This is a genomic window from Affinundibacterium fentianense, assembly GCF_018139545.1.
GTDB lineage: Bacteria > Pseudomonadota > Gammaproteobacteria > Burkholderiales > Burkholderiaceae_D > Undibacterium > Undibacterium fentianense.
The window spans coordinates 244,222-257,745 of sequence record NZ_JAGSPJ010000006.1; the positions used below are offsets into that span (position 1 = coordinate 244,222).

The following is a 13,524-nucleotide window of genomic DNA, read 5'->3' on the forward strand; positions in this document are numbered from 1 at the left end:
TCAGAACCAGATTGAGAAACCATCGATATGAATAATTCTTCGGCTTATTCCACTCCTTACGAATCAGGTAACCGCAATCAAACGACAACGTGGGCAAGCTGTATTCCATTTTATGAGCGGTTGGCGAGAGATTTTCCGACGATTCTACATTTCGAACAAATTGGAATTTCAGATAATGGTATTCCTATCCATGCTGGTGTAGTGACCTCCGACGGTGTTTTTGATCGAGTGACTTTAAAGTCGGAAAAGCGGCCGATTTTTTTTAATAATAATGGAATTCACCCTGGCGAACCCGAAGGTATCGACTCTTGCATGGCATTGGTTCGCGATTTTTGTTTGCAACCAGAGCGACTGGCTGCGTTGGGTAAAACAGTCTTTCTATTTATCCCGATTTACAACGTTGATGGTAGCCTGAATCGACAAAATACATCGAGGGTTAATCAGAATGGTCCAGAGCTGTTTGGCTTTCGGGCGAACGGACGTAATCTTGATTTGAATCGCGATTTCATTAAGTGTGACAGCCTTAGTGCACAGCTTTTTAATCAGTTTTTTAGCGCTTGGGATCCAGATGTCATGGTCGATACGCACACCTCCAATGGCGCAGACTATAGTTACACGATGACCTTAATACAAACTCAGGCGGATAAGCTTGGCGATGGCTTGGGACCGTTTTTGCGTGAGACGATGTTGCCAGCAATTTATACAGGAATGGAGCAAAGAGGGTGGCCAACTTGCCCCTACGTGAATCCAGTTAAAGTAACCCCTGATGATGGGATTGAAGACTTTTTGGAAGTGCCACGATTCTCAACTGGGTTTGCAGCTTTGCACCATACGATAGGTTTCATGCCCGAAACCCATATGTTGAAGCCTTACGCTGATCGCTATGACTCGATGCGCACTTTAGTGGAGGTCGTATTGGATTTTACAGTTCGCCATGCACAGCAAATTCAGGCTTTGCGCGATGAGGCAAAAAAGCGAGCATGTCAAAAAGCGCAATGGCCTATTAGTTGGAAGGTAGATCATACCCGCCCGTCGAGCTTTCGGTTTAAGGGGTTTGCTGCGGTTTACAGTCCGAGCAAGTTAGGGAATTACTTGCGTCTCGGATATGACAGAAGCCAAGTATGGGAAAAAGAGATTGCTTACTTTGATCATTTTGTTGAAGACCTCACCATTCAAACCCCTTTTAGCTATTTGATTCCACAAGCATGGCGCGAAGTAATTGAGCGATTGTCTTGGAACGGTGTGCAATTGCGTCGCGTTGAGACTGATCAACAAATCGAGGTAAAGACCTATCGCATCGAAGCAGTTAAATCGCGCGCCCATCCCTATGAAGGTCATATGTTTCACGATGAAATCAGTCTAACTACCCATATTGAAACCATTGACGCGCGTGTGGGGGACTACTTAGTCGATTTGCAGCAAGCGAGTGCTCGTTACGCAATCGAGACGCTAGAGCCTTTGGCGCATGACAGTTTCTTCCGTTGGGGTTTCTTCAATAGCATATTAGAGAAAAAGGAAGCGTTTTCGGATTACGTATTTGAAGATAGTGCGTATGAGATGTTGCAGTCAGAACCAGATCTAGCGGCAAAATTTGAGGCGTGGAAAACCGATAATCCGACTTTGTTATCGAATCAAGAAGCAGTCCTGAATTTTATTTTCACGCATGGAAAACGGTTCCATGAACCCGAATGGATGCGTTATCCCGTTTATTCGATCATGCACCAGATCTAAATGAAGATCGCCAAAGAGCGCAGATTATGCCTGTTGATTTCTATGAATATATGCAGCAACCAAGGTTTTGGATTGGACATGATCAAGATGGTTATTGGTTAGTGCCCGCGAGGGCGCAAGGATGGCACGATCGAACGATATTTGTCGGTCATGTCACCAACCTTATTCGTCTGGTTGATTTTGACGGCATCGATCTCGGTTTGCCGACGCATGATATGCCCAATGAATAATCTTGTGGATCATACATTTGTTATTCTAAGTGCATGAATATACAGGGTTTTGTCGTAAATCGTGAACAGAGATTTGTCGGTCTTTTAACTTCGTGTTTATTTTTTCTTGAATCTGCATTTAATCCTTTGCAGCATCATAAAAACTCACTAGAATCAGCGGTGTTAGGCAAAATGGTTTTGTCGAATTTTGGAGACGATGATGAAGAAAATGATGATTGGTGCTTTTTTAGGTTTGGCATTGGTGGGTAGCGCTTCAGCAATTGAAGCAGCGAAACCTATCGATACTTCAGTGGATGGTATTTTCACTGCATTGTCGACGAGCCGCAACCTGCAAAAAACGGTGGATCAATTGGTAGCAAATGGTGCGAATCAACATTCTGTGATCTCCATCGCGGCGGCTGCTGGTATTCCTCAAAGCAAGATTATGAAATTGCAGGTGTGTGTCAACTCTGTATCTGCTGATTCAACAACTTTGGGTGCGACTTGTATGCGTCCAAAAACAGTGATGACCGCTTATGAGAGTGGTTTAAACGATCCATTGGCTTACTTGCCAGCAACAGCGGCTGGTAAAAAAGCAAAGAAATAATGTTGAACTTGGGTTCGTAAAAGAAAAGCAGCTTCGGCTGCTTTTTTTATTGGACGTTTAATGATTCCGTTAATTTATTCGAAACTTACTGTCAAATCATAGAAGGTGATCAGTTACAATTCCACTAATTTTCTAAACAATTTTCTTATATGTTTAAACGCTTGAGGATTGGTATTCTCCTTTTTGTGCTCGCAGCTGTCAGTTTTTCAGCTTATCGAGCAAAGGTATCATCTGTTGAGTGGAAATACACTTTGGTTGTAAATGTTTTTCCTATCAATGGAGATGGTAGCCGTTTGTCAGAGGAGTATATACGTCAGCTTGACGGCGGGGAATTTCGATCAATTGAAGAGTTTATGCGGCGATCCGCCGAGCACTATGGCAAGTCTGATCATGGGTTGATTGAAATACGTTTGCGAGCAGCAATCGCGCATCGTCCTCCACCGCCACCCGAAGAGGCTAACGTACTTCAGGTTATCTGGTGGAGCTTAAAGTTTCGTTGGTGGGCCTATCGCCATGCAAAAACGACCGGTCCTGGGACGCAAGTTCGCTTGTTTTTACAATATTATGACCCTCAATTGGTGAAAGTACACCGCTCTACGGCTTTGCGGGAGGGTTTGATCGGACAGGTCAATGTATTTGCCAACCCGGACATGCGTGAAAAGAATAATGTGATTGTTGCACACGAATTTCTCCACACCTTGGGGGCAAGTGATAAGTATGATCTACAAAATGACTTTCCGCGTTTTCCAGATGGCTATGCCGAGCCCGACAGACAGCCTTTGCATCCACAGCAATGGGCCGAGATTATGGGCGGGCGTATTCCCTTGACAGAATATGACGCAATTATTCCAGCGCATTTGAACAAGGTGATCATCGGACCGATGACGGCGCGCGAAATTAATTTTGTCCAATGACCGTGAATTGTTAGATTCACGGATAATTTTTAACCGATGTAATTGAATACGTTGAGGTGGAAAATGAGTTCTCCAGAAATGTTGCTGGATGTGCTTAGAATGGAATTGCGCCGTGTTGGTATGACTTATAAGCAGTTGGCGCATCTGATCGACATGAGTGAGTCAAGTATCAAGCGTATGTTTGGGCAAAAGGATATGACGCTCTCGAGGATGGCGCAAATTTGCAAAGTCTCTGATATTTCTATGGAAGATGTATTGCGTCAAGCTGCGGATGTCACCCCTCAAGCTGACAATTTAACGTTGGCGCAAGAACGCGCACTAATGGACAATCCTAAGCTACTGTTAGTGGCTATTTCTTGTTTAGGTCATTGGACGTTTGAGCAAATTGTAGAAACCTATACCTTAACCGAAGCTGAGTGCATACTTTGTATGATTGAGCTTGATAAGCATGCCTTGATAGAACTAAAGCCGATGAATCGTTATCGTCTGCGTGTTTCACCTGCATTTCGTTGGCGAGCGGATGGGCCAATTCAAGCTTTCTTTAAAGAATTTGTGGTCGCCGATTATTTTAATGGTCGATTTGATGGTGCTGGAGAAACACTCATGTGTGTACCAGCACGACTATCGAGAAACAGCGCGCAGGAAATTCAACAGAAAATCCAACACTTGGCCTCTGAGATCGCTCGGTTACAGCATGAGGATAGACGACTTCCCGCTGAGGATCGAGACGGTTATACACTCATGCTAGGTTTCCGTTCTTGGGAATTTTCGGCGTTCACGGCGTTGCGTCGTCCTACCACGATGGCAAGTACGAAGACGCGGGTGGTTCACCAAATCGGCCCTAAGAATAAGTAAAAGGTTGAGCCACTACCTTGCGTGGATCCTGCGCCAAAATAGAGAGGTCCAAAACGCGTATCGAAGGCGACAAAACCGCTGCCACTTCGTTTGATTTTACTGAATTTGACAGCTTCGCCTTCACCGAATCCGCCGCCTAATTCTGCCGAAAATCCGAGCCTAACAGCCCCACCGAGTGCGGCTGGCATGCTGCCAATTCGATGCGCCATCACAATCCGACCCAGTGCGACAGTCTTATTTGATAAGGAATCGGCCGGCGTTCCTGATAGACGTAAGAAACCTCCTAGAGATAGCGGCGCAAAGTCACCTTGGGAACGTGACCATTCTCCATAAATGTGGCCAGCCCATTCGCCACTCTTGAAAGCGCTCATGCCAATAATGGAGGAGTTCAAGATGGCACGGTTTGATCCATCTTGTGCTAGTGCGCGTTCCCAATTTACCGTTAAGTATTTACCTCTCGTCGGGTAAGCAAGCGAATCTAGTGTATCGACTCTGAAACGTAAATATTCTGTCGATTGGAAGATCCGTGAATCTGGCCCGATTTCTTCTGGTAATAGTTTTTTTACCTCCGCGCGCTCGCGTCGGAAGCCCAATTGGATGTCGCCCCAATTGCCAATTTGGTGACCAACAGGCAAATCAATCATGCTGGATTTGTAGCCAATTCTAAATATTTTTCTACCGGCAGAAAATAGATCGGCAGAGGACGAGTTACTTTGAATAGATGGCGCAACAAACCATTCGCTGCCGGGTCCTAAGGGTTGAAAAAATTGACCTCCTAAAACTCTGTCTGAACCAATTTTTCCAGCTAACCGTATTTCACCCCCCCAATCATTTTGCGAGGCCGCGATATGCATGGCCCCTAGTGAGAAATTGTGAGTGTCCTTGAAGTCGCTAGACAGTTCGAGTCCTAGGCGTAGGCGATTCTTCCCCCAAACTGCCTCGTGGGTTTTAATTGTTACCTCTCGTTCGTCCAGTTTGTCGTCAATGTCGATTTCAACATGATCGATATCACCACGTCCATAAAGTTTCCCAGTGACTTGCCGTATTTTTTCTTCACTCGTCACCTCTCCCACTTTCAAACCGGATTGTTTCAAGAGAATCTCGGGGTTGATGTTTTGTGTACCTTGAATATCGATAGAAGCAATTGGCAAGCTCACATCCGCCGTATTTCCTTCCGCTGTTCTCAACTGTTCATACCGCTGATATTCAGCCACGGAGGTGGTGAGACTTTGTAGGCGTTTTTCCATTTGGCGTGTGGCAATGTCGCCAGCTAACATGGCATTGTGGTGCTCGCTAAAATCTAGAAAATTGATACCATTGAGGTTCGGTGCGATCAATATGTCCCTCGGCCGCAGTTCTTTGAGCGACCTCTGCACATTTTGCTCGGTCAGAATTTGTATCATTTGCTGTGCGACGCTGATCGCGCTACCCAATTCTTTTTCCTCTGCTAATGGTGTACCGACGTTCACGGCGATCACAATGTCAGCACCCATTTTTTTGGCCATGTCGATCGGTAAATTTCGTACAAGTCCACCATCAACAACTAGCCGTTTGTTGACATGAACAGGTGCAAACATTCCGGGGACCGCGAGTGAGGCCCGCATGGTGATGAAGAGTGGTGTATCCGTGAGCTCAACCATTTCCCCTGTCACTAAGTCTGAAGCGACAGATCGAAATGGGATCGGCAAATGATTGACATGTTCACTTTTCATGCCTGCGGGGAGTAGGCGTGTCAATGCTTGTTCGAGCGAAGCGTTGCCGGCGGCGGAGGGGGGGAGTGCAATGCCAGAGCGTGTTACCGCAAACTCAATTCTTGAGGGTAAGACAACGTCTTCTTCACGGCGTCGGAAATCTAATGCATCACGTGCGGGGCGATCTGCGAGAACATTCTCCCAGGATGTGGTGCGGACAATTTCCTCAATATCCTCGACAGATCTACCCGCAGCGTAGGCGCCTCCGACGACAGCCCCCATACTGGTTCCTACGACGAAATCAATAGGGACGCGCATTTCTTTAAGAACGCGAAGGACCCCGATATGTGCAAAGCCTCTTGCACCACCTCCGGAAAGCACCAACGCGACTTTTGGACGTTCTTTTACAGCGGGAATTTCTTCTTCGAGTGGAGTTGGCTTCACCTGCGCATTCACCGCAAACGATAGTAAAAGATTGCACATGATCAAAATGATCAAACTCAAGTGCGACCTTATGCACGAAGCACGCTGAAACTGGGAGCTAAGGATATCAATTGAATTCGAAATGTGCTTGTACATAAATGTGACTCAATCCGTGTATGAACCAGTGTTTCAGGAGGAATTCAATATTGTTGATGATTTTATGCAACGAAGGGTAATGTCTTGGTGGCGGTGTATGGATTAGAAACTTCCGGTGAATTGATAGCGAGATCCTGGATGCCACATTGTTACAATCGTTGCGATTTGATTCTTTGAACGAGTTTTTCTATGTAAAACCAAGCATGCCTCACGAGGAGAAATCTTCAGCATTTCTGCTATGTGCTTCGGTGGAATGACGGCCTCAATGCTGTAGTCAACACCTTCTAGCGGTGCGACAGCCACCAAGTATTCGTTTGGCGTGATGTGTGAAAAATCTTGATCTAAATAATCTTCAGCGAGCGCCGCATTGACCCATCGATCCTCAACTTGAATGGCCTGATCATTTTCAAAGTGGACAATTAATGAATGAAACAGCGGAAAGCCGACTTTTGCTTGGAATTGTTGGGCTAATAACTCATTCGCCTCGACTGCTATGAGTTCGTGCAATTCACTGCGATGTGCGTGACCGCGTGACCGTATTTCCTCGGCGATACTTTTGATTGCAACCAAGGTGGCTTGGTATTTTTGTTGAGCAACGTAAGTGCCGGAACCTTGGATACGGTTAAGGATTTGTTCGCTGGTGAGTTCTCGGACTGCGCGATTGACAGTCATGCGGGAAACCTGAAACTTGGATGCCAACGCTGCCTCAGATGGAATGGCTTCACCTTCTTTCCAAGTGCCGTTTTGGATCTCCTTCAACAAGTAATTTTTAATACGTTGAAAAACGGGTATCAGTTCTGAATGAATTTCATTGCTCATGAGCGATAGCTATTTGTTTGAATTCGAAACGTGTTGATTGTGCATGGTAACACGGGCGAGTACGCATCGCGAATTGAATCATGGTGTCGGAGAAAAAATCATAGAGCTCAACTGTTATGACAACCTGGTTTCACTGCACCTTGAAATAGGGGCTAAATGAAAAAGGACATTCAGTGTAATGACTCATCGTTGAAACCCGAGATAACCAAGGATCCTTGCGAAATACTTTGAACGCATTTTTTTATGTTATCCATACGACCGAGACCATCGTTTAAGAAATTATTGAATCTTGACGCTCGATAGCGTGTTGATGCGTATCCGTTTCTCTGCACCCCTTTCGATTTGGGTGAGATTTTGGCACATCGCTCGATTATGCAGTTTAGATTTTGCGATCAGTGGGGAAATGGCGGAACTGAGTTCAATTGTGTGCTGAAGATTGTCAATCTAATTACGCCAATAATTCTTTCTGAAACTTGAATTGCTGAAAATAGCCGAAAAAATGACTTGATTAAGTTGTATATACAACTTAAACTCGTAACTTCATTCTTGCATGGATAAATGCGCTAGTCTTACGACGAAGCGAAATGCAAGATAAATAAAACGACTGAGAAAAGGTCGAGTCCAAGTTGAGTTTCAATTTCAAGGAGAATTTTATGAATACCGATCCACGTTGGGATGCTAGTCGTGAAATCCGAGCACCACGCGGCGCTGAAAAAGTCTGTAAGACGTGGGTAGCCGAAGCGGCTTACCGCATGATTCAAAATAATCTAGACAAAGAAGTCGCAGAAAATCCTAAGCACTTAGTCGTGTACGGTGGCATTGGTCGTGCAGCCCGTAATTGGGAATGCTATGACCAAATTTTGGCGAGCTTGAAAGACTTGGGCGAAGACGAAACCTTATTGATTCAATCGGGTAAGCCGGTCGGTATTTTCAAAACCACGGAAGATTCACCGCGCGTCTTGATTGCCAATTCCAATTTGGTACCAAAATGGGCCAATTGGGAACACTTCAATGAACTCGACCGTAAAGGCTTGTTCATGTATGGTCAGATGACAGCGGGTAGCTGGATTTATATTGGCACCCAAGGCATTGTGCAAGGTACTTATGAGACTTTCGCTGAAGCAGGTCGTCAGCATTTTGGTGGCGAATGGGGCGGTCGTTGGATTTTGACTGCAGGCTTGGGCGGCATGGGTGGCGCGCAACCTTTGGCAGCGACATTTGCTGGCGCCGTTTCTTTAAATATTGAATGCCAGCAATCGAGTATCGATTTCCGTTTGCGCACACGCTATGTCGATAAACAAGCAAAAGACATCGACGATGCCATCGAATTAATTAAATATCACACCGCACGTAAAGATGCGATTTCGATTGCTTTGTTAGGTAACGCTGCGGAAATTTTGCCAGAATTGGTGAAGCGCGCGAAAGCGGGAGGAATCAAGCCAGACTTAGTGACAGATCAAACCTCTGCCCATGATTTGATCAATGGTTATTTGCCGATTGGTTGGACTGTGGAACAATGGAAGGCTGCACAACAAGATGCCAGCCAACACGCGAAATTGACAGCGGATGCGGCGCAAGCCTGCGCGGTACACGTGCAAGCCATGTTGGATTTTCATGCGATGGGAATTCCAACGGTGGATTACGGCAATAATATTCGTCAGGTTGCCTTTGATACGGGCGTCAAAAACGCTTTCGACTTCCCAGGTTTTGTGCCTGCGTATATTCGTCCTTTATTCTGTGATGGAAAAGGGCCATTCCGTTGGGTGGCGTTGTCGGGCGATCCTGAAGATATTCGTAAAACCGATGCCAAAATTAAAGAATTATTCCCAGAAAATAAAGGCGTACATAAATGGTTGGATATGGCGGGTGAGCGTATCGCCTTTCAAGGTTTGCCTGCGCGTATTTGCTGGTTAGGTTTGGGTGAGCGTCACATCGCTGGTTTAGCATTTAATGAGATGGTGAAAAACGGTGAACTGAAAGCACCAATTGTGATTGGTCGTGATCATCTCGATACAGGTTCTGTATCCAGTCCGAATCGTGAAACCGAAAGCATGAAAGATGGTACCGACGCAGTGTCGGATTGGCCTTTGCTGAATGCATTGTTGAACACCGCAGGTGGCGCAAGCTGGGTTTCTTTGCATCATGGTGGTGGTGTCGGTATGGGCTACTCACAGCATTCCGGTATGGTGATTGTGGCGGACGGTACAGACGCAGCTGCGAAACGTTTAGCACGCGTCTTGGTCAATGATTGTGGCTCCGGCGTGATGCGCCATGCCGATGCAGGATATGAACAAGCCGTGGCATGTGCTAAGCGTAATGGCTTGCAATTGCCCATGATTAAATAAATTTCGAATATTTTTTGCTGCAGAGGCACAGAGTACGCAGAGAAAAGCGGTTAGCTTATGAATGTCATTCCCGCGAAGGCGGGAATCCAGCGACTTCGGTGGTGTAATTGAAGACACTGGACTCCTGCCTACGCAGGAGTGACAAACAAAAAAACACCGCGTACTCAGCGCCTCTGTGGCGAAAAGAATGACAAAATAAAGGACAAGAATATGAGCACAACATTTACGATACAACCGGGTCAATTCAAACTCGCGGACTTGCGCGCGATCTGGCAAAAGCCTTTTAAGTTAGCCTTAGCAGAGTCTGCTTATGCGGCTATCCATGAATCTTCTGCGACCATCGAACGTATCGTCGCTAAAGGTGATGCGGCTTATGGTATCAATACCGGTTTTGGTAAATTGGCGAAAACCCGCATTCCAGATGAAGATTTGGAATTGCTGCAAAAGAATTTGATCTTGTCGCACTCAGTTGGTTCTGGTGAATTGATTGCTGATGAAGTGGTGCGTTTGATTATTGCAATGAAGATTGCGAGTCTGGCGCGTGGCTTTTCAGGTATTCGTGCCTCTGTGATTGACACCATGATTGCTGCTTACAATGCAGGCATCATGCCTGCGATCCCAGTCAAAGGTTCAGTCGGCGCATCGGGCGATTTAGCACCTTTGTCGCACATGACTTTAGCGATCATGGGCGAAGGACAAGTACGCGTTGACGGCAAGATGGTTGATGCCAAAGAGGCCTTAGCGAAAGCTGGCATTACACCAGTGGTCTTGGCGGCGAAAGAAGGTTTGGCGCTGATCAATGGTACGCAAGTGTCGACGGCTTTGGCATTGAATGGCTTATTCCTCGCTGAGCGTTTATTAGAGGCGGCAACGATTACCGGTGCTTTGTCTGTCGATGCGGCGAAAGGCAGCGATGCGCCATTTGATCCACGTATTCATGCTGTGCGTGGTCAGCCTGGTCAAATCGCGACTGCAAATATTTATCGTACTTTATTGAATGGTAGTGAAATTCGTCAATCCCATCTGGTGAACGATGAACGCGTGCAAGATCCTTACTGCTTGCGTTGTCAGCCACAAGTCATGGGCGCCTGCTTAGACATCATCAATAATGCTGCACGTACTTTGCTGACGGAAGCGAATGCGGTAACCGATAATCCATTAGTGTTTGTGGATACCAATGAGGTAATTTCTGGCGGTAATTTCCATGCCGAGCCAGTCGCTTTTGCTGCCGATACTCTAGCCTTGGCGATTGCAGAAATCGGTTCGATTTCTGAACGTCGTATTGCTTTATTGATCGACGCATCGATCTCTGGCTTGCCACCATTCTTGGTACCATCGTCAGGTTTGAATTCTGGCTTTATGATCGCCCACGTGACAGCTGCCGCATTGGCATCGGAAAATAAATCGCATGCGCATCCAGCTAGTGTCGATACCATTCCAACCTCAGCGAATCAAGAAGATCACGTCAGTATGGCAACGTATGCAGGTCGTCGCTTGCATGAGATGGCACATAACACCGCAACGATAGTCGGCATTGAGTTGTTGGCCGCGGCGCAGGGTGTGGATTTTCATCAGCCATTAAAAACCTCAGATACGCTGTCGGTGGTGCATCAATTATTGCGTTCTAAAGTAGGGTTCTACGATAAAGATCGTTTCTTTGCTCCTGATATTGAGGCTGCTAAAAATCTAGTAATTGAAGGTGCTTTAAGTCAGCAATGCGCGGATTTATATTCGCATTTATATTTGGCATAAGTTGTCGTCTTTTTGCCGCAGAGGCGCAGTGTACCCAGAGTTTTCTTAAAATTCTTGGCGTGCTCTGCGCCTTTCCAGTTTACAGTTTACGTTGAATCATTAAGTACATTATTTAGAGAGTTGACATGCGCAAATGGACCGCAAAAGATTACCGCACCATGCCGTGGAAAAATGGCGGCGGAAGTACCACCGAATTAGCTATTTTCCCGGAAACTGCGAGTATCGATAATTTTGTTTGGCGTTTAAGTACCGCGACCGTTTCGCAGGCTGGACCATTTTCTCATTTTGCACAGATTGACAGAAGCTTGGCGATTTTGAACGGTGCTGGTTTAGTGTTGAAGACTGATTCAGGGAGTTCGCACGAACAATCTGTGACATTGACGCGAGAAAGCCTGCCGCACCGCTTTGCAGGCGAAGACAATATTTTTGCAGAGCTAGTGAATGCGACCGTCGTAGATTTAAATCTCATGACACGACGCGATGCGTGTCAACACTTTATGCAAAGATTGCGTGCTGGTGAACATGTGATCAATGCCGAAGACGCGCAACAAATTTTAGTATTTTGTGAAAAGGGACGCGCGCAAATCATGAAGCAGACGCAGCTCGAGGCGGGTGATTTGGTATTGCTGGATGAAGAGCATGAAGCCAGTGGTATTCGTATTCATTTAACGGCAGAAGAGGGAAGTCTTTTGTATGTGATGCGCATCAGTTTTTTGAGTCATCACGAGCAAGGTCGCGCGATCTTTGGAGGTCAGCATGGACTCGGTTAATTGGGATAGTCTTTGGTATAACGTCCATCTTGCTACGATGGGGGAAGCGAATGATTATGGAATCGTGCGGGACGCAGCGATTGCCGTCAAAGATGGCAAGATTGCTTGGTTAGGTCGCGCTCAAGATTTGCCGTCTGGCTACACCGTACAAGTAAGTTTTGATGGCGAAGGATGTTGGTTAACTCCTGGCTTGATCGATTGCCACACACATATGATTTACGCGGGCAATCGTAGCAATGAGTTTGAGGCGCGTTTAAATGGCGTTTCGTACGAAGAAATTGCGCGGCAAGGCGGTGGCATCGTGTCGACTGTTAAGGCGACGCGTGCTGCGACTGAGCAAGAATTGATGCAAGCCAGTTTGCCACGTGTGCTGAGTAGTTTGCGCGAAGGTGTGACGACTCTTGAAATGAAATCAGGATATGGACTTGATACGCCGACTGAAGTGAAAATTTTGCGCGTGGCGCGTCAGATTCAACATGATTTACCCGTGCGAGTGACGACGACCTTTTTGGGGGCGCATGCCTTACCACCTGAATTTGCAGGGCGCGCTGACGACTATATTGAAGAAGTGTGTGAACGCATGCTGCCGAATATCATGGCACAAGGTTTGGCGGATGCAGTAGACGTGTTTTGCGAAAAAATCGGTTTTACACCAGCGCAGACGGAACGTGTTTTTCAGGCAGCGCGCAAGCATGGCTTGCCAGTGAAACTCCATGCCGAGCAGTTGTCTGATCAAGGCGGTGCCGCTTTAACCGCGCGTTATCAAGGGTTATCTGCGGATCATCTGGAATATTTGAGTGATTCTGGAATTGCAGCGATGAAGGAACATGGTACCGTGGCGGTATTGTTGCCCGGTGCATTTTACTATTTGCGCGAGACCAAATATCCACCGCTTGCCGAGCTACGTGCAGCGGGTGTTCCAATTGCGCTCGCCACGGATTGCAATCCTGGTACCTCGCCAATGACTTCGCCGCTTTTAACGATGAATATGGCTTGTACTTTGTTTCGCATGACGCCACTGGAAGCACTGCAGGGAATGACAATACATGCGTCAAAAGCCTTAGGTTTGCAGGGAAAAATTGGCAGTTTACAGCTGGGTAAATGTGCTGACTTTACACTTTGGAGGATCGAGCGACCAGCAGATTTGGCCTATATGATTGGTGTTAATCCATGTGTTGGCAGCGTGTTTTCTGGAAATTTGCGCTCGCTCCTTTGACAGGAGTCTTGACATAATGCAGAAAGGAAAACAATT

11 protein-coding genes are annotated in these 13,524 nt (G+C 46.4%); 9 read left to right on the forward strand and 2 right to left on the reverse strand.

Annotated features, from left to right (window positions below; genetic code table 11):
• The first annotated feature begins 27 nt into the window (after positions 1 to 27).
• From KDM90_RS14775 to KDM90_RS14795, 5 genes are all read left to right on the forward strand, one after another.
• Complete coding sequence (locus KDM90_RS14775; protein WP_212676385.1) at positions 28 to 1,731, forward strand: M14 family zinc carboxypeptidase; 1,704 nt, start codon at positions 28 to 30, stop codon at positions 1,729 to 1,731.
• On the forward strand, positions 1,689 to 1,961 hold the full coding sequence (locus tag KDM90_RS14780; RefSeq protein ID WP_212676386.1) for a hypothetical protein: 273 nt from the start codon (positions 1,689 to 1,691) through the stop codon (positions 1,959 to 1,961). The genes KDM90_RS14775 and KDM90_RS14780 overlap by 43 nt, the downstream gene beginning before the upstream one ends.
• Before the next feature lie 196 nt (positions 1,962 to 2,157).
• Positions 2,158 to 2,547, forward strand: coding sequence for a hypothetical protein (locus tag KDM90_RS14785; RefSeq protein WP_212676387.1), 390 nt, complete (start codon positions 2,158 to 2,160; stop codon positions 2,545 to 2,547).
• Positions 2,548 to 2,696: 149 nt separating this feature from the next.
• Positions 2,697 to 3,461, forward strand: a complete 765-nt coding sequence (locus KDM90_RS14790; RefSeq protein ID WP_212676388.1) for a hypothetical protein — start codon at positions 2,697 to 2,699, stop codon at positions 3,459 to 3,461.
• 63 nt (positions 3,462 to 3,524) lie between these two features.
• Positions 3,525 to 4,316, forward strand: coding sequence for a helix-turn-helix domain-containing protein (locus KDM90_RS14795; protein ID WP_230409827.1), 792 nt, complete (start codon positions 3,525 to 3,527; stop codon positions 4,314 to 4,316).
• Here KDM90_RS14795 and KDM90_RS14800 read toward each other — a convergent pair.
• Together KDM90_RS14800 and hutC are read right to left on the reverse strand one after the other, a co-directional pair.
• Entirely contained in the window at positions 4,289 to 6,511 is a 2,223-nt protein-coding gene (locus KDM90_RS14800; RefSeq protein ID WP_212676389.1) for a patatin-like phospholipase family protein, read from the reverse strand. The two genes, KDM90_RS14795 and KDM90_RS14800, sit on opposite strands and share 28 nt — an antisense overlap.
• A 177-nt stretch (positions 6,512 to 6,688) precedes the next feature.
• The gene (gene hutC, locus KDM90_RS14805) at positions 6,689 to 7,405 is read right to left on the reverse strand and encodes a histidine utilization repressor (protein WP_212676390.1); all 717 of its coding nucleotides are present in this window, start codon (positions 7,403 to 7,405) and stop codon (positions 6,689 to 6,691) included.
• A 653-nt stretch (positions 7,406 to 8,058) separates the two neighbouring features.
• Between hutC and hutU the strand changes: the two genes are divergently transcribed.
• The 4 genes from hutU to hutI all read left to right on the forward strand — a co-directional run bounded on the left by hutU (position 8,059) and on the right by hutI (position 13,488).
• Positions 8,059 to 9,750 (forward strand): urocanate hydratase, encoded by a 1,692-nt coding sequence (hutU, locus tag KDM90_RS14810; RefSeq protein WP_212676391.1) that lies wholly within the window; start codon positions 8,059 to 8,061, stop codon positions 9,748 to 9,750.
• A 210-nt stretch (positions 9,751 to 9,960) separates the two neighbouring features.
• The gene (gene hutH / locus KDM90_RS14815; RefSeq protein ID WP_212676392.1) at positions 9,961 to 11,502 is read left to right on the forward strand and encodes a histidine ammonia-lyase; all 1,542 of its coding nucleotides are present in this window, start codon (positions 9,961 to 9,963) and stop codon (positions 11,500 to 11,502) included.
• Positions 11,503 to 11,627: 125 nt separating this feature from the next.
• Positions 11,628 to 12,272 carry a HutD/Ves family protein gene (locus KDM90_RS14820; RefSeq protein WP_212676393.1) on the forward strand — a complete coding sequence of 215 codons (645 nt, stop codon included), beginning with the start codon at positions 11,628 to 11,630 and terminating at the stop codon, positions 12,270 to 12,272.
• A complete protein-coding gene (gene hutI, locus KDM90_RS14825) occupies positions 12,259 to 13,488 on the forward strand; it encodes an imidazolonepropionase (protein WP_212676394.1) in 1,230 nt (409 codons plus the stop codon). Before KDM90_RS14820 ends, hutI begins: the two co-directional genes overlap by 14 nt.
• Positions 13,489 to 13,524 lie beyond the last annotated feature (36 nt).

What these genes read in the sequence shown, in the direction of transcription:
- hutH (WP_212676392.1), top strand. Translation starts at nt 9,961, where the DNA reads ATGAGCACAACATTTACGATACAACCGGGTCAATTCAAACTCGCGGAC.
- KDM90_RS14795 (WP_230409827.1), top strand. Translation starts at nt 3,525, where the DNA reads ATGAGTTCTCCAGAAATGTTGCTGGATGTGCTTAGAATGGAATTGCGC.
- hutU (WP_212676391.1), top strand. Translation starts at nt 8,059, where the DNA reads ATGAATACCGATCCACGTTGGGATGCTAGTCGTGAAATCCGAGCACCA.
- KDM90_RS14790 (WP_212676388.1), top strand. Translation starts at nt 2,697, where the DNA reads ATGTTTAAACGCTTGAGGATTGGTATTCTCCTTTTTGTGCTCGCAGCT.
- KDM90_RS14820 (WP_212676393.1), top strand. Translation starts at nt 11,628, where the DNA reads ATGCGCAAATGGACCGCAAAAGATTACCGCACCATGCCGTGGAAAAAT.
- hutI (WP_212676394.1), top strand. Translation starts at nt 12,259, where the DNA reads ATGGACTCGGTTAATTGGGATAGTCTTTGGTATAACGTCCATCTTGCT.
- KDM90_RS14780 (WP_212676386.1), top strand. Translation starts at nt 1,689, where the DNA reads ATGGATGCGTTATCCCGTTTATTCGATCATGCACCAGATCTAAATGAA.
- KDM90_RS14775 (WP_212676385.1), top strand. Translation starts at nt 28, where the DNA reads ATGAATAATTCTTCGGCTTATTCCACTCCTTACGAATCAGGTAACCGC.
- KDM90_RS14785 (WP_212676387.1), top strand. Translation starts at nt 2,158, where the DNA reads ATGATGAAGAAAATGATGATTGGTGCTTTTTTAGGTTTGGCATTGGTG.
- hutC (WP_212676390.1), bottom strand. Translation starts at nt 7,405, where the DNA reads ATGAGCAATGAAATTCATTCAGAACTGATACCCGTTTTTCAACGTATT.